Here is a 26,796-nt window from a genome sequence, read left to right as displayed (position 1 = left end):
AGCATTCAGGCAGGGAAATCATGTCCACCATCAAAACCACGGCCGGGCCGAACAAGACGGCGATCCTTGCGATCATCCTCGTCAGCTATGTGATGATCGTGCTCGACATTTCGGTCGTGCTGACCGGATTGCCGAAGATCCAGCAGGAGCTGCATTTCACCAGTGCCGAACTATCCTGGGTGCAAAGCGCCTATACGCTGACCTTCGGCGGCTTGCTGCTGATCGGCGCCCGCGCCGGCGATATCCTTGGCCGCCGCATGATGCTGATCCTGGGTCTGGCGCTGTTCACCGCCGCGTCGCTGGCGATCGGCATGGCGCAGTCGGCATCGTGGATGCTTGCGGCACGCGCCACCCAGGGCATCGGCTCGGCGATCCTGGCGCCTTCGACGCTGGCGCTTTTGCAGACGAATTTCTCCGAAGGCCCCGAGCGCACCCGCGCCGTCTCCTATTACAGCGCCGTTGCCGGCGTGGCTGCCAGTGTCGGCCTGGTCATGGGCGGTGTCTTGGCCGACTGGCTGTCCTGGCGCGTCGGCTTTCTGGTCAACCTGCCGATCGGCATCGCCATGATCGCCGCCACCTTCCGCTATGTGCCGGAAACCGAACGGCAATCCGGCCGGCTCGACATTGCTGGTGCGCTGAGCTCGACGGTCGGCATGAGCGCGCTCGTCTACGGTCTCGTCCGTTCGGCAAGCGCGGGCTGGGGTGATGACCTCACGCTTGCCGCTCTTGCTGTCGCCGGCGTGCTTCTTGTCCTGTTCATCGTCATCCAAAGGCGGGCAGAGCAACCGATCATGCCGCTCAGGCTGTTCGCCAGCCCGGTGCGCTCCGGCGCCTATGCGGCGCGCATGCTGTTCCTCGGCGCGATGATCGGCTTCTTCTTTTTCACCACGCAATATCTGCAGGGCGTGATCGGCTACAGCGCCGCGCTCACCGGCCTCGCATTCCTGCCGGCCACGCTGGTGAACTTCGCCGTGGCGATGACGGTGCCGCAGATGAGCAGGCGGTTCGGCAATGGCCGGCTGCTTGCCGGTGGCCTCACCTTGTCGGTGATCGGCATGGCCTGGCTGAGCCGCATCGCTCCCGACGCATCCTTTGTCAGCGGCATCGCCTTGCCGATGATGCTGATCGGCGCTGGCCAAGGCTTTGCGCTGAGCCCGCTCACCGCCGCCGGCGTCTCCGGCGTTGGTCCCGAGGATGCGGGTGCTGCGTCCGGCGTCGTCAATGTCGCCCACCAGCTCGGCAATTCGCTCGGGCTTGCGGTGCTGGTCGCAGTGTCGGCCTTCGGCGCCGGCGCGCTCGACGGCCGGGACCTGCTTGTCCATGAGGTCACCGCCGCACTCACCGCTGGCTCGATGATGCTGGCGCTGGCGCTCATTCTCGTGCTGGCGCTGATCGTGAGGCCGCGCAAGGCCATTGAGGCCGGCGCCGTCGCGTAACCCAGGAACACAATGATGACGAAGGTTCTCATCCTCGGCGCCAATGGCCAGTTGGCGCGCAACGCCACGCGGGTCTTCCTTGAGACGACCGATGTCACGCTGACGCTCTATCTGCGCCGAGCCCGCAGGCTCGCCAATCCAGATCCGAGACGGGTAGCAATCGTCGAGGGCGATGTGGTTGATGCCGGCGCGCTCAGCGCCGCCATGCAGGGGCAGGACATGGTCTACGCCAACCTTTCCGGTGACATGGCAAGGCAGGCGCGTGCGATCATCGACGCCATGCATGCCGCAGGCTTGAAACGGCTGATCTTCATCAGTTCGATGGGCATCTATGGTGAGGTGCCCGGAGAACACTACCGCAGCATTCTCGACCCCTATCGCGACTCGGCAGCGCTGATCGAGCACTCCGATCTCGACTTCACCATCCTCAGGCCAGGCTGGTTCACGGATGACGAGGAGGTCGACTACCAGATCACGCAAAAAGGTGAAGCGTTTCGGGGGCACGACGTTTCGCTGAACAGCCTGTCGGATCTGATCGTCAGGCTGGCGACGTCGCCCGCACTCCACGTCCGCGCCAGCCTCGGGGTCAGCCGGGCATGACATCCGCCGGCGCAGATACGCCGGCCGCGCCACCGCCTTCACCACAAAAGAACACCATGCAAAAGCGCACACTTGGAAACAAAGGCCTCGAAGTCTCGGCCATCGGCCTCGGCTGCATGGGGATGAGCCAGTCATACGGGCAGCCCATGGAGCCGGCGGATGCCGTCCGCCTGATCCGGGCGGCGTTCGAGCGGGGCATCACCTTCTTCGACACCGCCGAGGTCTATGGACCGTTCACGAATGAGGAGGTCGTCGGTGAGGCGCTGCAGCCAATCCGCGACCAGGTGGTGATCGCCACCAAATTCGGCATCGACATTGCTGGTACCGCCGGACACGACGGTATGGACAGCCGGCCGGAGCATATTCGCGACGTCGTCGAGGCTTCGCTGAAGCGGCTGAGGACCGACCGCATCGACCTCCTCTACCAGCACCGGGTCGATCCGGTCGTGCCTATCGAAGACATCGCGGGCGCGGTGAAGGAGTTGATCCAGCAGGGCAAGGTGAAGCATTTCGGCCTCTCCGAAGCCGGCGTGCGCAACATCCGGCGCGCGCATGCGGTGCAGCCGGTCGCGGCTCTTCAAAGCGAATACTCGCTCTGGTGGCGTGAACCCGAGGAGGCGATCCTGCCGGTGCTTGAGGAATTGGGGATCGGCTTCGTGCCCTTCAGCCCGTTGGGCAAGGGCTTCCTCACCGGCGCCATCACCGCCGACACGACGTTCGACAGCAGCGACTTCCGCAACACCGTGCCGCGCTTTGCAGAGGAGGCCAGGAAGGCGAACCAGGCTCTGGTCGATTCCATCGGCGCGATCGCAGCCGAGAAAAAGGTCACCCCCGCGCAGGTGGCGCTCGCCTGGTTGCTGGCGCAGAAGCCCTGGATCGTTCCGATCCCCGGCACCACCAAGCTTCATCGCCTCGAGGAGAACATTGGATCGTCCACTGTCGCGCTGACCGCGGACGACCTTCGCAAGATCGAGAACGCGGTCTCGGCGATTGCCGTGCAGGGAGAGCGCTATTCCCCGCAACAGGCGGCAAGGATCGATCGCTGAGCGCGACGAAAAATCGGAAAGAAAGATCATGACACAAGGTATCGAGAACAAGGTCGTCGTCATCACCGGCGCCAGCAGCGGGCTCGGCGAGGCGACTGCCCACCTGCTTGCCAGTCAAGGCGCCAGGCTGGTGCTCGGCGCGCGGCGTCTGGACAGGTTGCAGGCGCTTGCGGGCGAGCTTTCACTCGGCAAGGACGCCGTCTTGAAGACCGATGTGACCGACGTCGATCAGGTCCGGCGTCTCGTCGACCAAGCGGTGAAGACGCATGGCCGCATCGATGTCATCATCAACAATGCCGGCCTGATGCCACACCCGCCGCTGGAGCGCGGCAAGATCGAGGATTGGGACCGCATGATCGACGTCAACATCAAGGGCGTTCTCTACGGCATCGCCGCAGCTCTCGCACATGAAGGCGCAGAAGAGCGGCCACATCATCAACGTGTCCTCCGTCGCCGGTCACAAGGTCGGTCCGGGCGGCGCGGTCTATGCCGCGACCAAGCATGCGGTGCGCGTCATCTCCGAAGGATTGCGGCAGGAGGTGAAGCCCTACAACATCCGCTCCACCATCATCTCGCCCGGCGCGGTGGCAACGGAGCTGCCTGAGAGCGTCACCGAAGCCGACGTCGCGCAAGGGGCGCGCGAACTGTACGAGCGGTGGGCCATTCCGGCCAGTTCCTTCGCCAGCATGGTGGCCTTCGCCATGAGCCAGCCGGAAGAGGTCGACGTCAACGAGATCCTATTTCGGCCGACACGGCAGGATTATTGAGGAGGGGGATAAGGAAATATGGCAGTAGGGCAGTAGGGGAATAGAAAATGGTGGGAACCGCCAATCCTACTGCCTACTGCCCTACTGCCCTACTGCCCTACTGCCTTCCCTTAAAAATGGCTCCTGGCCATGGAACCTCATGCCACCCTCCGCGTTCTCTGGCGTTCGACCCCAACCGGAAGAGCGGCGACCGCCGCCTTTTTCGTCCAACCCGAGAGGCCAGAATGCACGACAGGATGTTCTTCACCCCGGTCGCCGTTACCGTCGGCGCCGGCCACAAGCGCATGATCGCGTCGTTGTTCGACATGCACGAATTCCTGACCGAATTCCCGCCGTCGCGCCGCCGCCTAAGCTATGGCGCGGCGGTGAAGGCCTGCGAAGCGGCACGTGCCGGCGATATTTCCCTCGATGCGGCGCGCGATGCGCTGATCAGCTTCGCGGTGACCGCTGGCGTGCTCTGGCCGGCCGCCCAGCCCGCCGTCTCGGTCAAGCCGGTCGCGCGCGGTTTTGGCGGCTACGCCGCCTGATAGCGGGATGCTGTCCCGCCGGCGTCAGCGGGAACTGAGTGTCAAAGGATCGTTGTTCAGTGGACGGTCGCGGCGTCGCCGACCGCCGGACCGCGCAGCCCGGTCGTTTCGAAGCTGACCTGATCGCGGCCGTTCGACTTGGCCTTGTAGAGGTGCTCGTCGGCCACCCGGAACATGTCGGCATAGGTGGTCGGGCCGCTGAAGGCGATGCCGCCTATGCTCACGGAAAGCGGGCAAGGCCGCCCGCCTGGAGCAAATTCCACCTCGCGGATCCGCCGCCTTATGCCCTCGGCGACCAGCCAGGACTGCGAGGGGTCGGCGCCGGGAAGAAAGACCGCGAATTCCTCGCCACCAATGCGGCCGACGATGTCTGCGCCGCGCAGCTGATCCTGGATCGTCTTGGCGATCAGTTTCAGCGCCTGATCGCCGCAATCGTGTCCGAGGCGATCGTTGATGGTCTTGAAGTGATCGGCGTCGACGATCAGGAACGCACCGGCATTGACGACCGCCTGGCTGCGGGCCTGATCGAGATAGGCTTCGACGAGCATCGAGAATGCGCCACGGTTGAACACCGCCGTCAGGCTGTCGGTGGCCGCGACGATGCTCAGTTCCTTCTGGGCGATGGCCAACTGGCGCATCTTGAACATCAGGAAGAAGAAAAACGATCCCGCCAGCACCAGCGGCAGGAACAGGTCGGTCAATTGCGCGTGCCACAGCGCTTCGGGCGACAGATGGGGGAAATTGAAGGAATCGACGAAGAACGCAGCGCCAATGCAGATCGCCGTGCCGACGACCGTCACCACGATAACCCTGCCCCAGCTTGTCGGGGACAAATCGATCCTCATGCCATTGCTCCCACTACGTCAGATCATCCTGATGCGGGAAGGCAAATGAAGTCCTAAGATCGGAGTTGCAATCCGAACATGGTTAAACTTTCCCCGCAAAGACACTAATGTTCTATGCGCTAATATTTATTGGCCGGAGCGGTGCAAAGGCCCGCCATCTGCGTGGCGGGCCTTCAGACTGGCCGGAGGTTCTCGACAACGCGTGGCCTGTTCGAAAGCTGCGTCGGGGCCACGCGGTAAGAGTGTGCCGCAGAAGCCTCACGGCCGGTCGACACTCCCCGCGATCGGCTGGTCGACACTCCCGCCGATCCAGTGCGGAGCGGGTGCGCGGGACGCACGAGCGCCGTCGCAAAAAATTCCTTCCGCACCCGGTCCCCGGCGAGATCGGTTTCGCCGGGGACCGGCGTTCGGGATCCGGCGTTACCGGCGCGAAATCAGCAGGCAGAGCTGCCGCAGTTCGCGGTCATAGGTGCCTTCGCTGCTCAGCACGTCGACGCAGCGCTTCTTCATCCGCGTCAGCTGGCTGGTCGACATCTGAGCGACGACGCCGGGCAGACCCAGTGTGCCGGGAGTTGCCGGAGTGCCGGGGGTGCTAGGAATGCCAACCCCGGTGCCGACACCGACATTGGCGCTCGTGCCGCCGAGCGTCGTTCCCAGCGCTCCATTGACCCCATTGCCGGTGCCCAGGGATGCATTGGTCCCTACGCCGTTGGTCCCGCCCAGGGACGCCGTAGCCGCGGCACCACCGTCACCAATGGTGGCGTCGGCATTGGCGGCCCCCGAGCCGCCGATCGAAGCGTTGGCGCTGGTGCTGCTGCCGCCGAAGGAAGCGTCTGCGTTGGCCCCATTGGCGCCGCCCACATTACCGTTGGCTGAATTGCCGCCGATGGAAACGCCGCCAAGGCCACCAAGGCCAACCTCAGCCGCATTTCCAGGAGCGGCGAGAATAACGACAATCGCTCCACTTGCAAAAGTTCCAGCGATTCTCCGAACGATACTAGGCATGACACTCTCCTTTGTTGCCATCCAGTTCCTGCACCGCAATTTCTTGGAACAAATCCGTTATATTGCTCATGCAGCAAGGGCTACGCTTGGAGATGCACTTCAGTTTCAACGCTCTTTCTTTTTCCATGAATCTTAGTTTTTGAATATTTCATTGCTACGCTAAAACAAGGCGCGCTTTATTCTAAAACTTTAGAAATTCCTAATATAAGACAATCTGATCCCGAAATCAGGCGTAGGCACGGCCTTCCTCGCTGCGCTGGAACAACACCAGGTCGAGCGGCACGGAAGGCCGGCCGAGCACAGTCAGGATCATATGCGCCTGGCCGCGGTGATGGGTCTGATGGTTGAAGAAGTGGCTGAGCGCCGGCGCCAGCCGCTGCGAGACAGTGCGCATCTCGGTAAGCGTCATGTAGGAGAAGCGGCCGGCGATCGCCTTGTCACTCATGCCGCCGACCCAGTCGATGATCCTCTTGTCCTCCGCTTCGCGTGCCAGGCTGAGGACAGACAGGGCGCGGTGGATGATCGTGTCGGTCCTCGAAGGTGCATCGCCCTCGCCGGTGAAGCGCTTCATCCAGACACGATCGGCGGCAAGAAGATGGTTGAGCGTGCCCGCCATCGAGCCGAAGAAGGCGCCGACATCCCTTTCGAATTCTTCGTCGACGAGATCGGCGGCGGCCTCGTAGATGCGTCCATTGGCCCATTGATTGTAGGCCGCGAACATCATGAAATGCTGTTTCATCTTTCCGGCCTCGCTCGCATCGAATTCCGGCCTACCTAAACCCTTGGAAGATTCGCGCCAATGACCATTCTGTTCTATGACCTCGTCGGACGCGATTCTGCCCGCCCGTTCAGCCCGCATTGCTGGAAGATCGCGATGGCGCTCGCCCACAAGGGGCTCACCAGTTCCAGCGTGCCGACGCGTTTCCTCGAAGTGCCCAACGTCGAGGGCGGTATTTCGAAGCTCGTTCCGGTGATCCGCGATGGCGAGAAGGTGATCGCTGATTCCTTCGCCATCGCGCTCTATCTCGACGAGACCTATCCGGAGCGGCCGACCTTGTTTTCCGGCGACGGCGGCAAGGCGATGGCACGCTTCATCGAACGCTGGTCGCAGTTGACCATCCATCCCTACATCAACACCGTGGCGGTCATGGACCTGCACGCCATGCAGGACGAGCCGAATGCCGCCTATTTCCGGCAGAACCGCGAGCAGCGCTTCGGCAAGCGGCTGGAAGAGGTGGTGGCTGGCCGCGACGCCGGACTAAACGCATTCCGCGCCTCGCTGGAGCCATTGCGCTCGATGCTCGGCTACCAGCCTTTCATTGGCGGCGCCTCGCCCCTTTTTGCCGACTACATCGCCTTCGGCGCGCTGCAATGGGCACGCATCGCCTCGCCCTACCGGCTGCTGGAACATAGCGACATCGTGGCGCAATGGTTCGAACGCTGCCTCGATCTCAATGGCGGCCTCGGCCGCACGGTGGCGGCGGCGGCGTAACCGCCCACCGCTTCCGAAATGCGACAAAGCAGGTGCGCTTGCGTCGCTTTGCACGCCTCATCGCTGCCTTGATCGAGGCCAAGAAGCAGCGGGTGAATCCGGGCGACCGCAACGAAGGCAATATAGCAGCATGACCTCAGGTCCGGATTTCTCCGACGACTTTCGCACCGGGCTGGAAACGCTGCTGCGCTGGCGCCGCGACGTCAGGCGCTTCAAGCCGACGCCGCTGGCCGAAGGCACGCTGGAGCGGCTGCTCGAGCTTGCCAGCATTGCGCCGTCTGTCGGCCTCAGCCAGCCTTGGCGCTTCGTCGTCGTCGAAAGTCCGGAGCGTCGCAACGCCGTGAAACGCTGCTTCGAGCGCTGCAACGCCGAGGCGCTGGCATACTTCTCGGGCGAGCGCGCGGCGCTCTACGCGCGCCTGAAGCTCGCCGGGCTTGCCGAGGCGCCCTGCCAGTTCGCGGTCTTCGCCGACCGCACAACGGGGCAAGGCCACGGCCTGGGCCGCCTGACGATGCCGGCGACGATTGACTATTCTGCGGTGATGGCGGTGCACACGCTGTGGCTTGCAGCACGCGCGGAAGGCATCGGCGTCGGCTGGGTCTCGATCCTCGATCCAGCCGAGATGACCGAGATCCTCGACACGCCGCCCGAATGGACGCTGATCGGCTATTTCTGCGTCGGCTATCCGAGCGAGGAGCACGACGTGCCGACGCTGCAGCGCGAGGGCTGGGAGCAGCGGCGGCCGCCGGTGATGATCAGGCGCTAAGTGAAAAAAGCTGCCCATGGTTTGGGGCTGGAGCTCCAGCTTCGACGGCGGAACAACCGCGGGCCTTGATCGACCCTACCACTAGCTGGCCGCCGGCTCAAAGCGCTGGCTTCAAACGAGGGCTGAAGAGCAGTTTCAGATAGGTCCGGAACAGCATGATTTGCGCCGGCAGTGCACTCGGCTCATTCAACGCCTTGGACAGAACGATACCTCCTTCGGCTACACCCATGACCATATCGGCGAGCGCGTCGATGTCGACCGGCTCGTTGGGGGGTATAACGCCCGGATGTCCTCGAGCATTGCGAGAAATCTGGCACGCCAGCCCAGGATTGCAGAACGATTCAACTCGCGAACCTCGGCGTCGAACATCCTGTCCTGATAGGCGGTCGTGGCGACCAGACACCCGGGGTGGGCGTCCGGCAAATTCTCGAACAGTTCCGCTAGCATTTTCAGGCCGATCAGCATGGCATGCAATGGGTCGTCATTGAGTTCGCCGGCCCTGCCGAACAAGTCGTCGAAAATACGATCCTCTTCCTCGATGTAGCGCCTGATCAACGCCTGAGCCAACGCGTTCTTGTCGGCAAAATGGTAGAAAAAGCCGCCCTTGGATATCTCTACGGCCGCGACGATTTCATCGATCGACGTCGCTTCGAAGCCCTTCAGCAGAACAGCGTCCTGGGCGACGTCCATAATGCGCTGTCGCGTCGAACTCCCGCGTATATTTGTGCTCAAGGCATACCCGCTTTCTAGACCATCAGTACAAAATCCTGCGACGGCGGCGGGCGGACATGCCGGCTGCGGCTCTGCAAGACATTGTCTTTAAACAACAATCTTCGATTTGTGATCAGTGTACCGTAAGCCAACTGGTTTTGGAACGCTGGACCGTGGATGTTCTGGGCACACGAAACCACGAACTAGACGGCGCATCCGCTGGCTGAACTCAATTCGCCGACGCGCCGCAGGAGACAGAACAATGTTCGACAAAACCCGCAGAAACGTACTGGGTGCATCCGTGATCGGTGCAAGTGGCCTGCTGACTGGCATCGCGTCCGGCGCCACTCCGGTGAACCAGCAAAACGATGCCAGTACTGCCCCGGAGCGCGGCCTTGCGCAAGTCACCAATTTTCCACTGATCCAAGCGATTCATGGGCGCCGCTCACGGCGTTTTGCGAAGGGCGCATCCATACCGGACGGTCCTCTTGCCTATACCTCAAAAAAACTTGCGGCGCCAATCACCGAGATGGAAAAGATGCTGCTCTTGAGCACGGTAGCGGGCAATACGGGATGGGCAAATCTCATTCCGCACAACAAACACTACGCTCCAAAAATGCCGAACTATGCGGGCGCCGCCGGTGGCCGCACATTCCCGTCTTCGGCAGGGTTTCACACGTCGGAGATATTCTTCACCGACGATACCGGGGTCTATTTCCTGCCGACGCGGGACATGGCGTCCATCATGTCGACCGGCGGCGAGACCGACTTGGACGCGTATCTCGGGGCACACCGGTCGCGCATTGTCAAACTGGCGGATCAGCGGCTAAACATCCCGCGCACTCCCGAGCACATGGAGATGCACAACGAGTGGTGTGGCAATGTTGCCGGCAGCACGCTGATCATTCCTGTCGCGGATCTCGCTCAGCACATGGTGCTCACGCTTTGCTACCTCGTTCAGAACGGGGCCTGCGTCTACGACGACGTCAATGGCCGGCCAATCCCAGGGCTCGAAAACTTCGCCGGGCTGGTGGATCTGCAGAATCCGTATCCGCTGACGTTCGTAGAGCAGCTGGCTCTCACCGAAGTCACCGTTGAAACCTCGACGGCCTGCTACGCGGGCGCCCTAATGCTGCAGGCACTTGGTCTCGGTGGCTGGATGTACGATGGCCTCAACCCATTCACGGTTCAGGGCGCCAGCGGTGATCCCGCCGTTCCCGGTCTCGGATTCCGGTTCGACATGATCCCCGGAAAACCACTGCCTCATGTGACCGGACTGCCGGGCGTGTTCGAGGCACACTGCCCGCCGCATTTTCCGGACATGCGCGCCGCTGTGGAAGCGGTGGTCGAGCGCAAGTTCGGTAAGGGCGGGCCGTTCCATGGCGAGACAAAAGGCCCCTACAAGCACTCGGAGATGGTCCGCACCAGCGCCGCGCCGATGGGAGCGGAGTTCGTCGACTGCGTGTCCGCGATGGCCCAGTATATATACGATACCTTCGGCAGATTCCCGGCCACAGTGCCGGCGATCTTCAACCTGATGTATCTCCAAGCGCATCGGCTCGACACAGAGTTCTACGACACGCATTTCGCGCCGGGCGCCTACCTCAGTACGCACGCGGAGCACGACAGCAACTGGGGCTGAGACCCATTCCGCTAGGCCGCCCTTTCGCAGCCTTCAGCCCCGATATCCCGATCAACGCAAAGCGGGGCCGAAGTCGAACCCTTCGGTCGTTGGAAACCCCTATGTCCGGATGGTCAATTTCCCTCTACCACAAGCTCGCGGCGTGTTTCGGGAGGCAGCCAAGATCAAATCTCGATACATGGCCTGAACTCGCGCCACTCAGTTATCTCAATGACCATCAGCTTGATGACATCGGTCTAATCCGCCTTGATGAGCTCGGTCTAATCCGCTTCAGCGGCTCTGAGCGGCACATCCATGAAGACGATATGGGGCAGGAGCTCGTCGGGATACTCGTTGTAGGCGGGGCAGTCGCGGAAGCCGACGGACCTGCACAAAGCGATCGTTTCGATGAGCAAATTGGCGGTGTCGAGTCGCATGAACGCATAGCCGTTGCTTCGCGCGGCATCGATCGATGCGAGGCATAGACGTCGCCCCGTGCCCTGACCGCTTTTCCGAACGAAAATCCGCTTCATGCAGCGCGAGGGCTGGGAGCAGCGGCGGCCGCCGGTGATGATCAGGCGGTAGTGCCGGCTATCTCGCTTCATCCTCTTGGACCAGCCTGACGCAGATTGGATCGCCCTCCTCCATGCGCGCGCATTGCCATTCCGGGCCAAGGCCGAAATCCTGCTTCAGCTGGGGCAGGAACAGCAGGACCAGGGTGATGACGGTGAAAAGAACGGCCACGAAGAGGATGCCGGTGAAGTCGCCGCGTTTGACGTAAGGCCAGTTCATCGCCTTCGGCTCCGCTGCCGCGATGCTCCCCGACCTGGCGCCCAGGTCCGCGTGCAGCCGTCTAATTATCCCGCAAACATCCGGCCTTGGCCAGAAGCCGCCTCCCCTTGGCAAGGACCGAAGCGGCTTGTATAGAGCCCGCCACTCCAATTCCCATTCTCAAAAAGCAAGGACGACCCAATGGCGATCGAACGCACCTTCTCCATGATCAAGCCCGACGCGACGCGGCGCAATCTCACCGGTGCCATCACCCAGATGCTTGAGGATGCCGGCCTGCGCGTCATTGCTTCGCGCCGGGTGTGGATGAGCCGCCGCGAGGCGGAAGGCTTTTATGCCGTGCACAAGGAGCGTCCGTTCTTCGGCGAGCTGGTGGAGTTCATGTCCTCGGCGCCGACCATTGTTCAGGTGCTGGAAGGCGAAAACGCCATTGCCAAGAACCGCGAAGTAATGGGCGCCACCAACCCGGCCAACGCCGCCGAAGGCACCATCCGCAAGGTGCACGCGCTGTCGATCGGCGAGAATTCCGTGCACGGCTCGGACGCGCCGGAGACCGCCGCGCAGGAGATCAAGTACTGGTTCTCCGACACCGAGATCGTCGGCTGAGCCGGCGGACCATGCAGTCAAAAGGCCGGCGTTTCGCCGGCCTTTTTTTCGCCCAGCCCCAGCATCGCTCAGAGGCGGGTGCTGCCTCGGCAGCGCAAAGATCGTCCGACGGTCAGCTCGCGGCGTTGAAGCGCAGGATGTCCTTGCCGTCCTTGTCGGTGATGGTGAGCTTGCCTGCATCGACATGGTAGGAGGCGGCCCTGGCCAGCGCCTCGAACAGCGCCTTCTCCTCGGCCATGACATCAGGCGCGCAGGCCTTGAGGTCGAGCCGATCTCGCTGATGGCGATCGTCGAACCGTCGACCTTCGCGGTGGCGAAATAGACGTTGCAGGGGCCGCTGCCGCCGGCCTTGCCGGCTTCGCTTACCCGGAACGTCGCCTGCGGCTCCGCAATGACGCCGATGCCGTCGATGTATTCGACCAGCCAGCTCTGCCCGAGCAGAGCGCCGGCCGCCTTGTCGTCCGGCGCCACCATCTTCAGCATGATCGTCTGCGGCGCATCGCTCAGCGGGTCGACCTGATGGCGCGTATCGGAGATGAATATCAGCCTGTCTTCGACGGTAATGCGCGCCTGCAGCGCGTAGGTCATGTTCGGGCGGATCACCTGGGGATCGAAGCTGATCTCGAACTTGATCGGCACCTGGCCGGCCGGCGCCGGCTTGCGCTCGCCGATGATCGCCGCCGGCGCATCGGCCAGCGACACGTCGGCAAGCTGGACGGAGAGCACGGCATTGGGCGGCAATGCGATGCGCTCGCGATACATCACCTCGCCCTTCAGGGTCTTTTCGGCGGCATTGGACATTTCCGGCACCGCCAGCATGCCGACGACCAGCGGCACGAAACCAAAGATGAAGAATTCGGCGATCCTGTCGAGCATGACCTTCTCCCTTGCCCAGGCTGACCGATGGCAGCAAATTGGCCAAAGGATTGCGGTCAATGAATGGCTGCGTGAGAGTTTATTTGGACGGCGCCTTCCAGCGGCCGGCGGCCTTGTCGTCGATCTCCTTGGCGTCGACCCAGCCGCCCGCGGAACCGTCGGCATGGTGCTCCTTCTTCCAGAACGGCGCCCGCGACTTCAGGTAGTCCATCAAAAAGTTCGCCGCCTCGAATGCCGCCTGGCGATGCGCGGAAGCCGTCACCACGAGAACGATGTTCTCGCCCGGCCGGACCTTGCCGTGGCGGTGGATGACGGTGAGGCCCTGCAGCGGCCAGCGTTCGATCGCCTCGCCGGCGATGCGGGCGATCTCGGCCTCGGCCATGCCGGGATAATGTTCGAGTTCGAGGGCCGACAGCCGGCCCTGCTCGTCGCGGCAGAGACCGCAGAACGTCACCACGGCGCCGATGTCGGCTCGACCTTCGGTCAGCCTGGCGATCTCGGCGGCGACGTCGAAATCTTCGCGCTGGATGCGCACGACAGGCACCACCACGCCGGACATGGTTTCAGCCCCCGGTCATCGGCGGGAACAGCGCGATCTCCCGCGCGCCGGCGATCTTCTCGCGGTGCTCGACATGTTCCTGGTTGATGGCGACGCGGATCACGTCGGGATATTGCAACGCGTGCTCGTATTCCTCGCCGCGCGACTTCAGCCAGCGCAGAAGGTCGGCGACGGTCTCGATGCCGGCGGGCAGTTCGACATCCTCTTCCGGCTTGCCGATCCGCTCGCGCACCCAGGCGAAATAGATGAGCTTGGTTGCCACGTCACTCGTCCATGATGTGCTTCAGGCCGGCGCGGAAATAGTCATAGCCGGTATAGAGCGTGACCAGGGCGGCGATCCACAGCAGCACCAGCCCGGTCTGCGTGGTCAGCGGGAAGATCTTGTCGCCGGCCGGGCCGGCGAGCAGGAAGGCGATGGCGACCATTTGGATGGTGGTCTTCCATTTGGCCAGTTGAGTCACCGGCACCGACACTTTCAGCGCGGCCAGATATTCGCGCAGTCCCGAGACCAGGATCTCACGGCACAGGATGATGATCGCCGCCCATAGCGACCAGCCGGCGATGCCGGCATGGCGATCGGTGTCGGCGGCTAAAAGCAGCAGGCAGGTGGCGACCAGCAATTTGTCGGCAATCGGGTCGAGCATCTTGCCGATGTTGGAGGTCTGCTTCCAGGCTCGTGCAAAATAGCCGTCGAAGTAATCGGTGATCGAAGCGAGCAGGAAAATGGCCAGAGCCAACCAGCGGGCGAAGTCGCTCGACTTCAGATGGCCCTCAAGGAAAAAACACAGCACGACCAGCGGCACCGCGAGGATGCGGGCGTAGGTGAGCATGTTGGGCAGGTTGAACGCGCGCTGGGCCATATTTTTGGGACTCTTTCTGCCTGCGTACTCAAATCAGAAGCGAATGTGGGGGGTCAACAGAACAATTTCGATTGGCCAGCCGAAAAGACCCGGGCGTATCGAAATTCAGGTCAGGCCGGCTGAATAGCGATACACCTCGTCAACTCTCGTGGAAATGATTGTAGACCAGCTTGGCCACCTGCTCGGAAATGCCGTCGACCTTGACCAGATCCTCGACCGCCGCGCGGCTGACCGCTTTTGCCGTGCCGAAATGCAGGAGCAGCGCGCGCTTGCGGCCGGGGCCGATGCCGCTGATCTCGTCGAGCGGGCTCTTGACCATCTCCTTCTTGCGCCGCGCGCGGTGCGAGCCGATGGCGAAGCGGTGCACCTCGTCGCGCAGCCGCTGGACGAAATAGAGCACGGGATCGCGCACCGGCAGCGAAAACGAGTCCCTGCCCTTGACGAAGAAGCGCTCGCGGCCGGCGTCGCGATCCTGGCCCTTGGCGATGCCGATGGCCACGACGCGGTCCTCGATGCCGAGATCGGACAGGATCTTGCGCACCGCACTCATCTGGCCCTGGCCGCCGTCGATCAGGATGACGTCGGGCCAGGCCGGGAAGCCGCCATAGCCCTCGATGTCTTCTTCCGTCTCGCCCTCGACGTCCGCGCCTCGCGGCGCATCACCATGCTCCTTCAGCAGCCGCGAAAAGCGCCGCTCCATCACCTCGCGCATCATGCCGAAATCGTCGCCCGGCGTGATCTCGGTCGAGCGGATGTTGAACTTCCTGTACTGGTTCTTGACGAACCCTTCCGGCCCGGCGACGACCATGGCGCCGACGGCGTTAGTGCCCATGATGTGCGAATTGTCGTAGACCTCGATGCGCACCGGCGGCTTTGCCATGCCGAAGGTCTCGGCAAAACCTGTCAGCAGCCGCGTCTGCGTCGAGGTTTCGGCCAGCCGGCGGCCCAGCGCCTCGCGCGCATTCTGCAGCGCATTGTCGGTCAGGTCCTTCTTCTCGCCGCGCTGCGGCACGGTGATCGACACCTTGCGGCCGGCGCGGGTGGAGAGCGCCTCCGCCAGAAGCTCCTGCTCCTCGACGCCATGCGACAGAAGAACGGCGCGCGGCGTCGGCTTATCGTCGTAGAACTGCGCCAGGAAAGAACCAAGCACTTCCGATCCCTCCAGCGCCGGATCGGCCTTGGGGAAATAGGCCCGATTGCCCCAGTTCTGGCCGGTGCGGAAGAAGAACACCTGGATGCAGACCTGGCCGCCTTCCTGATGGATGGCGAAGACGTCCGCCTCTTCCACCGTCTGCGGGTTGATGCCCTGGTGGCTCTGCACATGCGACAGCGCCGCCAGCCGGTCGCGATAGATTGCGGCGCGCTCGAAATCGAGGTCTTGAGAGGCCTGCTGCATGGCGCCGGAGATTTCCGTCTTCACCTTCTGGCTGCGGCCCGACAGGAAATCTTTCGCCTCGCTGACCAGCTCCGCATAGTCCTGGTGCGATATCTCGCCGGTGCACGGGGCGGCGCAGCGCTTGATCTGGTAAAGCAGGCAAGGCCGTGTACGGTTCTCGTAGAAGGAGTTAGTGCAGCTTCTCAGCAGGAAGGCGCGCTGCAGCGAATTGATGGTGCGCCCGACGGCGCCGGCCGAGGCGAAGGGGCCGAAATAGTCGCCTTTGCGCGAGCGCGCGCCGCGATGCTTGTAGATGCCGGGCGAGACGTGGTCGCCGGTCAGCAAGATATAGGGAAACGACTTGTCGTCGCGCATCAGCACATTGAATCGCGGCCGCAAGCGCTTGATAAGATTGGCTTCGAGAAGCAGCGCCTCGATCTCGGTGCGGGTGACGACGAACTCCATCGTCGACGTCTCGCGCACCATGCGGCCGATGCGACTGGTGTGGAAGCGCCCCTGCGCGTAGTTGGTCACCCGCTTCTTCAGGCTGCGCGCCTTGCCGACATAGAGCACGTCGCCGGCTGCATTCATCATGCGGTAGACGCCGGGCGCATTGGGCAGCCGCTTGACCAAGGTCTGGATGACCTCAGCTCCGACCATGCCGTCGGCATCGCCGGCATGTGGCGTCCAGTCTATTGCGGTGAAGGCGACGTCGGGTGCGGCCGAGGTGGTTTCCGGCTCGGCGATCTCCTCGGCCGCATCGTCCTCGAGGTCGATCTCGGGCGGCAGATCGTCGGCGGCGCCGCGCTGCTTGTGTTTGTGGTCTGCGGGACTCATTCCACCATGCCTGTCACATCGGGCGTCTGCCATGCAAGATGCTGGCCGCCATCCAGCGCGATCATCTGGCCGGTGATCGAGCGCGCCGCCCAGAGATAGCGGATGGTGGCGCCGAATTCGGGCAATTCAGGGCCGCGCTTCAGGATCAGCCCGTCGACCTGCGCGGCAAAATCGGCGTCCTCCTGGCGCGCGTTCTTCAGCGTCGGTCCGGGGCCGATGGCGTTGACGCGGATGCGCGGCCCGAGCGCCTGCGCCAGCATCTCGGTCTGCCTCCACAGCGTCGACTTCGATAGTGCATAGGAAAAGTACCGCGGCGTCGGCCGCCAGACGCGCTGATCGATGATGTTGACGATCAGCCCCTCCTTGCCCTGCGGCAGCGCGCGGGCGAAGTTCTGCGCCAGGAGCGCGGGGGCTTTCACATGAATGGCGAAGTGGCGGTCCCATACGGCCCAGTCGAAATCCTCGATGCTGTCGTCGACGAACAGGGAGGCGTTGTTGACCAAAAGCGTGACCGGGCCGAGCGCTGCCTCGGCGCGTCCCACGAGGTCGCCGACCGCGCCCATGTCGGTGAGGCCGGCGCCGACCACGGCGGCGCGACCGCCGGCATCCCGGATCCGCGCGGCTAGCGCCTCTGCTGCGGCCAGCGAACCGTTGGCGTGGATGGCGACGGCGAAACCGTGTCTGGCCAGATCCTCGACGATCGCCTTGCCGATCCGTTTTCCCGCACCCGTCACCAGCGCCGTTCCGGCGGCTTCGTTCATCTGTCAATCCTCAATCGCGGCCTCGATTCCGGCCGCCGGCAAATTATGACACGCCCAGGGGTTAAATGCCGTTTCCACCTGGGGCAGGATTGTGGCAAAGCGGCCCGATCGGCGTTTCGGCTCGGCCGAGACTCGGCCAACTGGACCGCAATATAGGACGCTGGACTCCTTGCACCAAGCCGAGTGCAATGCAGCATGGCAAGCGTGCTGACATCTCGCTGTTGCGAAGATGCAACGTCAAGGTTCAGCCTCATTCGCGCCGGGGAATGACCCAAGTTCAGGTTCGCTTCAGCCGCATTTCGACACGACATTTGGAACCGACGAACGCCAGATCCGTTTCACCCCCCGGACGGGTCGATGGCGATCGTGAAAAACAAGCCTGTGTCCTGTGGCTTAAGGAGTAAAGAACAATGCAAGCCAATCTCAAATTCGCACGGCCGCTGGCTGTCGCACTCGGGCTCTTCGCCCTCAGTGGAACCGCCTATGCGGCGGACGTGGTCTCGGAAGAGCCGCCGGCACCGGCCGCCCCGGTTGCTGAACTTCCGGTCGCTTCCTGGGCCGGCCCCTATGCTGGTATCAGCGCCGGCTATGGCTTTAGTGGCCATGCCGATGCCCGTGACGCCGGCGTCGACGTGAAGACCAAGGGCTTCATCGGCGGCGTCTTCGGCGGCTATCAGTGGCAGCAGGAGAACTTCGTGTACGGCGCCGAAGCCGATCTCGGCTACAACGGCGTAAAGGGCGACAGCGACGGCATCGACGCCAAGGGCGGCTTCGAAGGCTCGCTGCGTGCCCGCCTCGGCTATTCCGTGACCCCGGAAATCCTGCTCTACGGCACCGGCGGTCTCGCCGGCAAGAACCAGAAGATCACGGATAGCGTCACCGGCACCGACGACAGCAATGCGATGTTCGGCTGGACCGCCGGCGTCGGCACCGACATCAAGATCACCGACAACGTGTTCGGCCGCGTCGAGTACCGCTACACCGACTACGGCGACAAGGACTTCGGCTCTCTTGGCAACGTCAAGGTCAAGGACAACCGCGTCACCTTCGGCGTCGGTATGAAGTTCTAAGTCGTTCAAGCCACGACACGAAAAGCCGGGCCTCGTGCCCGGCTTTTTTTGTGCCCCGGCGATGCGTTCTTACCTTCTCCCCTTGTGGGAGAAGGTGGCTGAGCGAAGCTCGGTCGGATGAGGGGTGTTGGACGGATCGCTGCGCTGAAGGCATAAGCACTTCGAATCATTTAACTTTCTGAAGTCTCGTTTCTTCCAGCACCCCTCATCCGTCTCGGCGCTGCCCGCCGATCCACCTTCTCCCACAAGGGAAGAAGGGGAAGCCCCCATTTTGCCGTTGCGTCACTCTGCGGCTTATGCCTATAGTTAGTACGTGGCTCGCACGAACAAACATTCCTAATCTGTGGCGACCCGCACTCAAGGCCCCGTAGGGCTCCGTGCGGTCGAGATGCGAGCCGGAACACTCGGTCAAACAGGGGATATGCAACGTGAACCGCTTTCAGACATTCTCGGCCGCGGCATTGGTCGCGGCATGCCTCGCGCCGGCTGCCCACGCCGATGACAAGCTGACGATCGGGATCGTCACCTTCTCGACCTCCGATGTCGACACCAACCAGATGGTCGACACCATGACCAAGGAGGCCCAGTCAAAGGGCTGGACGGTGGAAACACTCAACGCCAATGGCGATCCCTCGCAGGCGATCACCAGCATCAAACAACTGACGACCAAGAAGGTGAACGCCATCATCGTCACCGTCTTCGATTCGACCGGCCTTGCCGCCGGGCTGCAGGCCGCGGCGGATGCGAAGATCCCGGTGCTTTCGGCCGGCGGCGGCATGGCCGACGGCATTGCGCTTTCGGCCAGCACGGGCGCCGCGCCACCGCTGATCGACCTGATGTTGAAGGATGTCGGCGACACCGGCACACTGCTCGACCTCACCTATCACCCCGGCATACCGTGCCGCGAGCGCGCCGATGCCTTCGATGCGGCGGTCAAGGCCAAGCCGGGACTCAAGGCGACCTCGCACGAAATCAGCATCCCGGGTGCTGCCGAATCTTCGCAGGCCGCAACCAGCGCCTGGCTCGCCGCCAATGCCGACGCCAAGGGGCCGTTCGCGATCTTCAATTGCTATGACGACAACGCCATGGGCGCCATCGCGGCGCTGAAGCAGAACGGCCGCAGCGACGTGAAGGTCTATTCGTTCAACGCCACCGCGCCCGCCGTGCAGGCGGTCAAGGATGGAACGATGACCGCCACGCTCGGCGTCGATCTGACCTCGGCCGGCAAGATGCTTGTCGAGCAGATCCCCGACATTCTTGCAGCCGGCGACAAGTGGCAGCCGAAATCCTTCGTGCCGGGCTACACTCTGGTCACCAAGGACAATGTCGACCAGTTCATGAAGGACAATCCGCAGTAAACGCTGCAGATTGACGGTCCGGCCGGGCAAGCCCAGCCGGACCCGATTTCCATCATGAACAGAGCTGTCATGTCCGCTGACCATTCCCTGCCAGAAACCTCCGCTCCGGCGGAGGGCGCCTCGCCGGTCACGCAGGTCGGGTATCTCCCTCCCGGCGCGCGCGACCGGCGGGCGCTTCTGATGCGCCTGCTCGGCACCTATGGCACCATCATCGTGCTCGGCTCGATGGTGCTGATCTTCTCGGTCCTGCAGCCGGGAACCTTTGCGACCATCGGCAATTTCCGCAACATCATCAATGATATGGCGATCGGCACCATTGTCGCGGCCGGCCTCACCGTGCCGCTGGTGGCCGGCGATTTCGACCTCAGCATCGGCTATGTCGCGAGCTTCTGCGGGCTGCTCGTGGTCGGGCTCTTGAGCTATAGCGGCCTGTCGATCCCGCTTGCCATCGTGCTTGTCGTCGGCCTCGGCACACTGATCGGCATCGTCAACGGCATCGTCGTTTCCAAGATCGGCGTGAATGCCTTCATCGCCACGCTCGGCACCGGCACCATCGTCGTCGGCCTGAACTACGCCTATTCCGGCGGTATTCCGCTGCAGCTCACGCAGAGCCGGGAATTCACCAACATCGCCATCGGCCGCATCGCCGGGGTGCCGCATCTGGTCATCATCATGGCCGTGGTGCTGGCGCTGCTGTGGGTGATCCTCAACCGCACCGTGCAGGGCCAGCACATCAAGGCGATCGGCGTGAGTCCGGAGTCGGCGCGCCGCGCCGGCGTCGCCGTCGACCGCAGCCGCATCGTCGCCTTCGCCATCGCCAGCACCTGTGCGGCGATCGGCGGCATGCTGATGGCCTCCAATCTCGGCTCGGGACAGGTGACGGCGGGCGACAGTTTCATGCTGACTTCGTTCTCGGCCGCCTTCCTCGGCTCGGCGGCACTCAGGGAAGGCCAGTTCCACATTCTGGGCACGCTGGTCGGCGTGCTGACGGTCGCGGTCGGCAACAATGGGCTCGCCATGATCGGCGCGCCGATCTTCACCCAGTTCCTGTTCACCGGCTCGCTTCTGGTCGTCGCGGTGGCGCTCGGCGGCATCGGCCGCCGCTACGGAAGGGGGTAGCCATGGGCCAGGCGACGCTGCTTTCGCTCCGCCACATCTGCCGCAGCTTCGGCGGCATCCAGGCGCTCGACAATGTCTCGCTCGACATCGCCAGGGGCGACATCATCGGCCTGGTCGGCGACAATGGTGCCGGCAAGTCGACGCTGATCAAAATCCTTGCCGGTGCGCATGATCCGACCTCCGGCGAGGTGATCCTCGAAGGGCGGCCGCAGAAACTGTCGCCGCCGGCCGAGGCGCAACGCCTCGGCATCGAGACGGTCTATCAGGACCTGTCGCTGATCGGCACCTTTACCGCAGCCGAGAACTTCTTCCTCGGCCGCGAGCTGGCACTTGGCCGCGGTCCGGCGCTGCTGCGCTGGATCCGCCGCAAGTCGATGGGCGACACCGCGATACGAGGCCTCGAGCAGCTCAACATCGACATCCCCGGCGTGCGCAGCAAGCCGGTCGACCGCATGTCAGGCGGCCAGCGCCAGCTGGTGGCGATCGCGCGCGGCGCCTTCTGGGGCCACAAATTGCTGCTGCTCGACGAGCCCACCGCCGCACTTGGCGTGCGCGAATCGCGCGAGGTGCTCGACCTCATCAGGCGGCTCGGCGCCCAGGGGCTGACCATCGTCATGGTCACCCACAATCTCGATCACCTCTGGCAGGTGTGCAACCGCGTGGTGGTGATGCGCCGCGGCCGCAAGGCCGCCGACCTCGCCAGCGCCGCCACCAATATGGAAGACATGGTCGCCTACATCACCGGCGCCAGGGAGGCGATGACGCCTCGCTCGGCCATCGCGGAGGCTGGCGCATGAGCGCGACCGACACGATGACGCTGCGCCGGCTGCTCGCCGACGCGCCCAACCGCTGGGGCCGATGGGGCGCCGACGACGAGATCGGCGCGCTCAACTATCTCACCGCCGAGGAGGTCATGTACGGGCTGGCGACGGTGCGGTATGGCCGCACCTTCACGCTCGGCGTGCCGATCGCCACCCATGATGGCGATGCGGTGTTTCCCGGCCGCTGGCCGGCCAAGCATTTCATGGTCGCCGACAAGGCCGGCTTCGAGAACGGCCACTGGCACGCTCTGCCCGGCGGCCTCGAATTCGCCGACGACTACGTTACCGGTTTCGCGCAGGCCGGCACGCATTGCGATGCGCTCGGCCACATGTGGTTCGACGACACGCTCTGGAACGGCTTTCCGGCATCGAGCACCAATGGCGGCATGACCAGGGCCGGCATCATGCCGATCGCCGAGCGCGGCATCGTCGGCCGCGGTGTGCTCATCGACATTGCCCGCTTCCGCGGCAAGCCGGCGCTGGAGCGCGCCGAGGCGTTCACGCATCTGGACCTGATCGAGTGCGCGCGGGCGCAAGGCGTCGAGATCCTGCCGCGCAGCATCCTGCTTGTCCGCACCGGCTGGGTCGGCGCACTGGCGGCGGGCAGTCAGACGGTCGGTGAAAACTATTGGGAGCCTGGCCTCACCTTCAGCCTCGACCTGGTGCGCTGGTTCGACGAGATGCAGATCCCCAGCCTGGTCACCGACACGCTGGCCAACGAGACCACCTACGAACCCGAGACCGGGCTGATGCTGGTGCTGCACGCGGCGCTGATGCGCAATCTCGGCGTCGTCTTCACCGAGATGGCGTCGCTCGATGCGCTGGCGGCCGACTGTGCCGCCGACCGCCGCTATGAAGGTTTTTATTGCGCGAGCCCCGCCAAGGTCAGCAAGGGCACCGGCGGCTCGGCAAATCCAGTGTTCATCAAATAGACGGAAATGGCTTCATGACTTCTGCAGAAACGCAGCTTTGTTTCCTGCCGGCCACGGAACTGGCCGAGCGCATCCGCCGCCGCGACCTGTCGCCTGTCGAAGTGACCGAGGCGTATCTGCGCCGTATCGAAGCGCGCAACCCCGTGGTCAACGCCTACACGCTGGTGCTCGGCGACGAGGCGATGGATGCCGCGCGCGTCGCCGAAAAGGAGGTGATGGCCGGCGGTCCGCTCGGTCCCTTGCATGGCGTGCCGGTCGGCATCAAGGATCTCGATGACGTCGCCGGCGTGCCGACATCGATGGCCTCGCGGGCGGTGAAGAACCGGGTGCCGAAGACCAGTGCGGTGGCGGTCGAGCGCCTGCTCGGTGCCGGCGCCATCGTGCTCGGCAAGACCAACACGCCTGAATTCGGCCACAAGGGCATCACCGACAATCTGCGCTTCGGACCGACCAGCACGCCGTTTGCGATCGGCTACAATTCCGGCGGCTCGTCGGGCGGCAGTGCGGCGGCGGTGGCCGACGGCATGGCGGCGCTGGCGCAAGGCACGGATGGCGGCGGGTCGGTGCGCATCCCCGCCTCGTTCAGCGGCTGTGTCGGCTTCAAGCCGTCCTTCGGCCGCATCCCTTCGGTGACGCGTCCCGACGGCTTCCTGTGGGGGCATCCGCTGGTCCATATCGGACCGCTGACGCGCACCATCGCCGATGCCGCGCTGATGGCCAAGGTGATGGCCGGGCCGCACAGCCGCGACCCGCTCAGCCTGCCCGATGACGGCGTCGACTATGTTGGCGCCGTGCAGGCGCCGGCGCGAAAGCTGCGCGTCGCCTACAGCCCGCGCCTCGGCAATTTTCCGGTCGACCGCCAGGTCGCCGCCGTCATTGCCGACGCGGTCGAGGCGATGCGGCAGGGCGGCGTCGAGGTCGATGAGGTCGAGCCCGATTTCAAGGCCGACCACAAGGAGTTGGCGGCGCTCTGGGTGCGCACGATCTCGATCCATTATGCGGCGATCGCCGTCTACTGGAAGCAGGAAGGCATCGACCTGATGGGCGAACACGCAGCAGTGCTGACGCCGCAATTCCTGGCGATGCTGGAAGGCGCCTACAAAGTGTCGGCGGTTGAGCACGCGCTCGACGACCTCTTGCGCACCGGCGTCAGCGACGGGCTCGAGGATTTGTTCGAAACGCATGACCTGATCGTCTCGCCGACGCTGGCGATTCCGCCGGTGAAGAACGCAACCGACGGCAACACGATCGGCCCGACCTCGATCAATGGCGAGGCAGTCGATCCGCTGATCGGCTGGTGCATGACCTACCCGATCAACTACACCGGCCATCCGGCGATCTCGGTGCCGGCGGGGTTGACGCCACAGGGCCTGCCGGTCGGGATGCAGATCATCGGGCGGCGCCATGCCGACGAAAGTGTGCTGAACATGGCCGCGCGGTTTGAGCGGATGCGGCCGTGGTTCCAGAGTTATTTGAGGCTGGCGGGGCGTTGAAGCAGCCGATCTCCCCCCTTGAGGGGAGATGTCGCTGAAGGCGACAGAGGGGGTCCCGGCGCGTGGAGCGCCAACGCCTTCCCGACTACAGGATGTCGGCGATCTATGTGAGACGACCCCCTCTGGCCTGCCGGCCATCTCCCCCTCAAGGGGGGAGATTACGCCTGAGTCTGCCTTCGCCCATCACCAAAGTCAGATCGGCAGCTGCAGCAATTCCGAAATCACCAGCCCCGCTGCACCCAGCAATGCCGCGCCATCGCCCGCGTCGCCGGCGATGAATTCGATCTGGCCGCCCGGCCGCGCCGGCACCATGGCGCGGACGTGGGCGGCGACGGCTTCGAGCAGGCGGTCGCCGCCAAGCACGACATCGCCATGCAGGATGAAGATGTTGGGCGCCACCGTCTGCTGCAGATTGGCGATTCCGACGGCGACGTTGCGGGCATAGCGGTCGAGCAGTTTCTCGGCACCCGGCACCTGGCGCGCGGCCATGTCGGCGAGACGGCCGGAGTCGATCAGCTCGGGTTCGGGCAAGCCCGCACCGGCTGCTTCGCGCCGCAGCCAGCTCAGCGTCGCGATCGTGTCCCAGCAGCCGCGCCGGCCGCAGCGGCAGAGTTCGCCGTCGAGCTGCACGAAGGTGTGGCCAAGTTCGCCTCCTGCCCCTGCCGTGCCGCGATAGAGATGGCCGTCGAAATAGAGCGCGCCGCCCAGCACCTCGCCGGTGTAGACGACGGCGAATTGCCTGACGCCGCGCCCGGCGCCGAACCAGCGGTCGCCGAGCAGCAGGGCGCGCGGATGGTGGTCGAGCTTGACCGGCAGGCCGAAGCGGCGGCCGAGCTCGTCGGCCAGCGGATAGCGGTCGAGCGCAGGCGCGAGGTTGACGGTGACGATCGAGCCGCGATCGGTGTCGACCATGCCGCCGACGCCGACGCCGATGCCGAAGGGCGTGCGCCGCGCTTTGGCCAGCGTGTCGCCGACGCATTCGGCAATGGTCTCGATGATCGGATGGACCGGCCCCCGGCCATCGGGCAGCGCCATCTTGCGCTCCGCCTCGATCTTGCCATCCAGCGTCGACACGCAGGCATGCACCGCGTCCGGCATCAACAGCACGCCGCAGATCGGACGCGCCTTGGGCGAGAACCACAGCGGCCGCGCCGGCTTGCCGCCGCCCGGATTGGCGGGGATCGGATCGCTTTCGACCAGCACCTGGTCGTCGATCAGCGGCTGCACGATGCCGGAGATGGTGGTGCGGTTGACGCCGGCAAGCCGCGCCAGCTCGGCGCGGCTGGTCGGACCGAGATCGAACAGGGTCTGCAGCACGCGGCCGCGATTGGTCGAGCCGACCATCGAGGACGACAGCAGCGCCTTGCGCGGCCGCCCTGCCCGTTCGACGCCGGCGCCATCGCCGGGCGGCGTGAACATGCCGTTGCGTGCGCCATTCGGGCTGTCGTCGTCGGTTATGTTCATTACAAAGGGTTCACGCCGCCATTCTTAAAAACCTTTCTAGCCCAAGAGCTTGCCGGTTTCGAGAACTTTGTACGAGCGGGCAACAAACTTGTCCGTTCAGGCAGGCGCGTGTTCGCTCCGACCTCAGGGCGTATCGGCAGAATCCGACGGAGCTTGCTGAAAACCCTGATGAGCGGAAAGCGACTGCAACCGGTCGAGCCATTTCACCCGCGAGCGCATGAAGACCTGCGCGTCTGGTTGGTATTCGCCCGGGTCGGTCATAGTGGCGGCGTGGACGTGAATTTCCAAAGGCCATTTCCGGGAGCGGAAATAGAGCCTTGTGCCGCAGGACGAGCAAAATCCCCGAAATGTTCCTGGGGTGCTCTCGTAATGCACAATTTCGCCGGTCCAGTTCAGATGCTCCGGCTTCATGCCCAGGAAGGCCGTGACGGGGGAGGACGTTGCGCGCTGACAATCGATGCAGTGACAGACCAGATTGCGCGTCAAGGCTCCGGAGTAGGTCCAGGCGACTGCCCCGCACATGCAGTTTCCCGTAAGATGGACCATCGCACCCTCTCCTCGCCGTGTGCCCCTCGGCAACATTGACCTGGCGGAGCCCAGAATGCGCTGCGCCATCTGTTCAGGCGCGCTTCTTTGCGACCTTGGCGGGTTTTGATTTTGGTGGAAGCGTGCCGACGAATGCCAGCGCGAGATCGAGCCAGCCGCCAAGATCGGCTTTTGTCGCCGTGCCCTCCGGCGCGACATGGACGTAGCCTTCCATCGAACGCCCGCCCATTTCCATGGGGCGTGCATGCGGACGCGCTACCGCCGCTTCATGCGCGGCCTTGCCGACGCGGACCAGCAACCCGCGCTTCGAGGTTCCGACGAGCATGTTTCCGTTGACGAGAAAGCAGGTGCCGCCGAACATCTTCTGCTCGGTGAAGGCGCGCTGGCCAAGGGCGGCGCGCAGACGCTCGAGCATGGGATCCGCTGTGCTGCTGGTCGTGGTGACTGATCTCGGCATGCTCACCGCCCGTGTGCGATTTGCAAGCGACAGGCAAGCACGAAAACGGTCAATATG

At 63.9% G+C, this 26,796-nt stretch carries 28 protein-coding genes and 2 pseudogenes; 16 read left to right on the top strand and 14 right to left on the bottom strand.

Translation table 11 applies throughout. The features are described 5' to 3' along the window. Window positions 1-20: 20 nt before the first annotated feature. The 5 genes and pseudogenes from D3227_RS23650 to D3227_RS23630 all read left to right on the top strand — a co-directional run bounded on the left by D3227_RS23650 (window position 21) and on the right by D3227_RS23630 (window position 4,376). Entirely contained in the window at window positions 21-1,436 is a 1,416-nt protein-coding gene (locus D3227_RS23650; RefSeq protein WP_120016694.1) for an MFS transporter, read from the top strand. 15 nt (window positions 1,437-1,451) lie between these two features. Then, window positions 1,452-2,036 (top strand): NAD(P)H-binding protein, encoded by a 585-nt coding sequence (locus D3227_RS23645; protein WP_120016757.1) that lies wholly within the window; start codon window positions 1,452-1,454, stop codon window positions 2,034-2,036. A 56-nt stretch (window positions 2,037-2,092) separates the two neighbouring features. Continuing rightward, complete coding sequence (locus tag D3227_RS23640; RefSeq protein ID WP_120016693.1) at window positions 2,093-3,082, top strand: aldo/keto reductase; 990 nt, start codon at window positions 2,093-2,095, stop codon at window positions 3,080-3,082. Between the two features lie 28 nt (window positions 3,083-3,110). Continuing rightward, window positions 3,111-3,849 (top strand): annotated as a pseudogene (locus D3227_RS23635) (SDR family oxidoreductase). Between the two features lie 224 nt (window positions 3,850-4,073). Further along, complete coding sequence (locus D3227_RS23630; RefSeq protein ID WP_120016692.1) at window positions 4,074-4,376, top strand: DUF982 domain-containing protein; 303 nt, start codon at window positions 4,074-4,076, stop codon at window positions 4,374-4,376. A gap of 56 nt (window positions 4,377-4,432) precedes the next feature. Here D3227_RS23630 and D3227_RS23625 read toward each other — a convergent pair whose 3' ends face one another. From D3227_RS23625 to D3227_RS23615, 3 genes are all read right to left on the bottom strand, one after another. Next, window positions 4,433-5,221 (bottom strand): GGDEF domain-containing protein, encoded by a 789-nt coding sequence (locus tag D3227_RS23625; RefSeq protein WP_120016691.1) that lies wholly within the window; start codon window positions 5,219-5,221, stop codon window positions 4,433-4,435. 420 nt (window positions 5,222-5,641) lie between these two features. Then, window positions 5,642-6,226 (bottom strand): hypothetical protein, encoded by a 585-nt coding sequence (locus tag D3227_RS23620; RefSeq protein WP_208646421.1) that lies wholly within the window; start codon window positions 6,224-6,226, stop codon window positions 5,642-5,644. Window positions 6,227-6,452: 226 nt separating this feature from the next. Further along, window positions 6,453-6,965 carry a DinB family protein gene (locus D3227_RS23615; RefSeq protein ID WP_120016690.1) on the bottom strand — a complete coding sequence of 171 codons (513 nt, stop codon included), beginning with the start codon at window positions 6,963-6,965 and terminating at the stop codon, window positions 6,453-6,455. 60 nt (window positions 6,966-7,025) lie between these two features. Between D3227_RS23615 and D3227_RS23610 the strand changes: the two genes are divergently transcribed. Together D3227_RS23610 and bluB are read left to right on the top strand one after the other, a co-directional pair. Continuing rightward, a complete protein-coding gene (locus D3227_RS23610) occupies window positions 7,026-7,718 on the top strand; it encodes a glutathione S-transferase family protein (RefSeq protein WP_120016689.1) in 693 nt (230 codons plus the stop codon). Between the two features lie 130 nt (window positions 7,719-7,848). Next, on the top strand, window positions 7,849-8,484 hold the full coding sequence (gene bluB / locus D3227_RS23605) for a 5,6-dimethylbenzimidazole synthase (protein ID WP_120016688.1): 636 nt from the start codon (window positions 7,849-7,851) through the stop codon (window positions 8,482-8,484). Between the two features lie 219 nt (window positions 8,485-8,703). On the opposite strand, the gene D3227_RS23600 is transcribed toward bluB, so the two are convergent. After that, the gene (locus D3227_RS23600) at window positions 8,704-9,174 is read right to left on the bottom strand and encodes a TetR/AcrR family transcriptional regulator (RefSeq protein WP_245451846.1); all 471 of its coding nucleotides are present in this window, start codon (window positions 9,172-9,174) and stop codon (window positions 8,704-8,706) included. A 283-nt stretch (window positions 9,175-9,457) separates the two neighbouring features. Between D3227_RS23600 and D3227_RS23595 the strand changes: the two genes are divergently transcribed. Then, window positions 9,458-10,837: a hypothetical protein gene (locus D3227_RS23595; protein WP_208646420.1), complete on the top strand. Its 1,380-nt coding sequence runs from the start codon at window positions 9,458-9,460 to the stop codon at window positions 10,835-10,837. A 101-nt stretch (window positions 10,838-10,938) separates the two neighbouring features. After that, a complete protein-coding gene (locus tag D3227_RS41190) occupies window positions 10,939-11,301 on the top strand; it encodes a hypothetical protein (protein ID WP_147377661.1) in 363 nt (120 codons plus the stop codon). A 106-nt stretch (window positions 11,302-11,407) separates the two neighbouring features. Here the strand turns inward: D3227_RS41190 and D3227_RS23585 are convergent, their stop codons facing one another. After that, window positions 11,408-11,608: a hypothetical protein gene (locus D3227_RS23585; protein ID WP_120016686.1), complete on the bottom strand. Its 201-nt coding sequence runs from the start codon at window positions 11,606-11,608 to the stop codon at window positions 11,408-11,410. Between the two features lie 180 nt (window positions 11,609-11,788). On the opposite strand from D3227_RS23585, the gene ndk reads away from it, so the two are divergent. Continuing rightward, the gene (ndk, locus tag D3227_RS23580; RefSeq protein ID WP_006201580.1) at window positions 11,789-12,211 is read left to right on the top strand and encodes a nucleoside-diphosphate kinase; all 423 of its coding nucleotides are present in this window, start codon (window positions 11,789-11,791) and stop codon (window positions 12,209-12,211) included. A gap of 112 nt (window positions 12,212-12,323) precedes the next feature. On the opposite strand, the pseudogene D3227_RS44065 reads toward ndk, so the two are convergent. The 6 genes and pseudogenes from D3227_RS44065 to D3227_RS23550 form a co-directional block, all read right to left on the bottom strand. After that, window positions 12,324-12,973, bottom strand: a pseudogene (locus D3227_RS44065) (YbaY family lipoprotein). Window positions 12,974-13,166: 193 nt separating this feature from the next. Beyond that, window positions 13,167-13,646, bottom strand: a complete 480-nt coding sequence (locus D3227_RS23570) for a molybdenum cofactor biosynthesis protein MoaE (protein WP_120016685.1) — start codon at window positions 13,644-13,646, stop codon at window positions 13,167-13,169. A 4-nt stretch (window positions 13,647-13,650) separates the two neighbouring features. Beyond that, the gene (gene moaD / locus D3227_RS23565; protein ID WP_006201584.1) at window positions 13,651-13,908 is read right to left on the bottom strand and encodes a molybdopterin converting factor subunit 1; all 258 of its coding nucleotides are present in this window, start codon (window positions 13,906-13,908) and stop codon (window positions 13,651-13,653) included. A 1-nt stretch (window position 13,909) separates the two neighbouring features. Further along, a complete protein-coding gene (gene pgsA / locus D3227_RS23560) occupies window positions 13,910-14,506 on the bottom strand; it encodes a CDP-diacylglycerol--glycerol-3-phosphate 3-phosphatidyltransferase (RefSeq protein ID WP_006201585.1) in 597 nt (198 codons plus the stop codon). Between the two features lie 139 nt (window positions 14,507-14,645). Continuing rightward, window positions 14,646-16,718, bottom strand: a complete 2,073-nt coding sequence (gene uvrC / locus D3227_RS23555) for an excinuclease ABC subunit UvrC (RefSeq protein ID WP_120016684.1) — start codon at window positions 16,716-16,718, stop codon at window positions 14,646-14,648. Next, window positions 16,715-17,479 (bottom strand): SDR family oxidoreductase, encoded by a 765-nt coding sequence (locus D3227_RS23550; protein ID WP_120016683.1) that lies wholly within the window; start codon window positions 17,477-17,479, stop codon window positions 16,715-16,717. Before D3227_RS23550 ends, uvrC begins: the two co-directional genes overlap by 4 nt. A 410-nt stretch (window positions 17,480-17,889) precedes the next feature. Here D3227_RS23550 and D3227_RS23545 point away from each other — a divergent pair, with 410 nt between their 5' ends. The 6 genes from D3227_RS23545 (at window position 17,890) to D3227_RS23520 (ending at window position 24,272) form a co-directional block, all read left to right on the top strand. After that, entirely contained in the window at window positions 17,890-18,549 is a 660-nt protein-coding gene (locus tag D3227_RS23545) for an outer membrane protein (RefSeq protein WP_120016682.1), read from the top strand. 428 nt (window positions 18,550-18,977) lie between these two features. Next, entirely contained in the window at window positions 18,978-19,907 is a 930-nt protein-coding gene (locus D3227_RS23540) for a sugar ABC transporter substrate-binding protein (RefSeq protein WP_120016681.1), read from the top strand. 54 nt (window positions 19,908-19,961) lie between these two features. Then, window positions 19,962-21,026, top strand: a complete 1,065-nt coding sequence (locus D3227_RS23535; protein WP_245451845.1) for an ABC transporter permease — start codon at window positions 19,962-19,964, stop codon at window positions 21,024-21,026. Window positions 21,027-21,028: 2 nt separating this feature from the next. After that, a complete protein-coding gene (locus D3227_RS23530; protein ID WP_120016679.1) occupies window positions 21,029-21,823 on the top strand; it encodes an ATP-binding cassette domain-containing protein in 795 nt (264 codons plus the stop codon). Then, window positions 21,820-22,779 (top strand): cyclase family protein, encoded by a 960-nt coding sequence (locus D3227_RS23525; protein WP_120016678.1) that lies wholly within the window; start codon window positions 21,820-21,822, stop codon window positions 22,777-22,779. The genes D3227_RS23530 and D3227_RS23525 overlap by 4 nt, the downstream gene beginning before the upstream one ends. A gap of 14 nt (window positions 22,780-22,793) precedes the next feature. Continuing rightward, complete coding sequence (locus D3227_RS23520) at window positions 22,794-24,272, top strand: amidase (protein WP_120016677.1); 1,479 nt, start codon at window positions 22,794-22,796, stop codon at window positions 24,270-24,272. 192 nt (window positions 24,273-24,464) lie between these two features. On the opposite strand, the gene D3227_RS23515 is transcribed toward D3227_RS23520, so the two are convergent. The 3 genes from D3227_RS23515 to D3227_RS23505 all read right to left on the bottom strand — a co-directional run bounded on the left by D3227_RS23515 (window position 24,465) and on the right by D3227_RS23505 (window position 26,739). Beyond that, window positions 24,465-25,736, bottom strand: coding sequence for an ROK family protein (locus D3227_RS23515; protein WP_120016676.1), 1,272 nt, complete (start codon window positions 25,734-25,736; stop codon window positions 24,465-24,467). A 123-nt stretch (window positions 25,737-25,859) separates the two neighbouring features. Further along, on the bottom strand, window positions 25,860-26,282 hold the full coding sequence (locus D3227_RS23510) for a GFA family protein (RefSeq protein WP_120016754.1): 423 nt from the start codon (window positions 26,280-26,282) through the stop codon (window positions 25,860-25,862). Window positions 26,283-26,355: 73 nt separating this feature from the next. Further along, window positions 26,356-26,739: a TfoX/Sxy family protein gene (locus D3227_RS23505; RefSeq protein WP_245451844.1), complete on the bottom strand. Its 384-nt coding sequence runs from the start codon at window positions 26,737-26,739 to the stop codon at window positions 26,356-26,358. Window positions 26,740-26,796 lie beyond the last annotated feature (57 nt).

Source organism: Mesorhizobium waimense (assembly GCF_003601975.1).
In the GTDB taxonomy this organism is placed as follows: Bacteria; Pseudomonadota; Alphaproteobacteria; order Rhizobiales; family Rhizobiaceae; genus Mesorhizobium; species Mesorhizobium waimense.
Note: the sequence above shows the minus strand (reverse complement) of the source record. Positions and strands in the feature narration are given on the sequence as shown.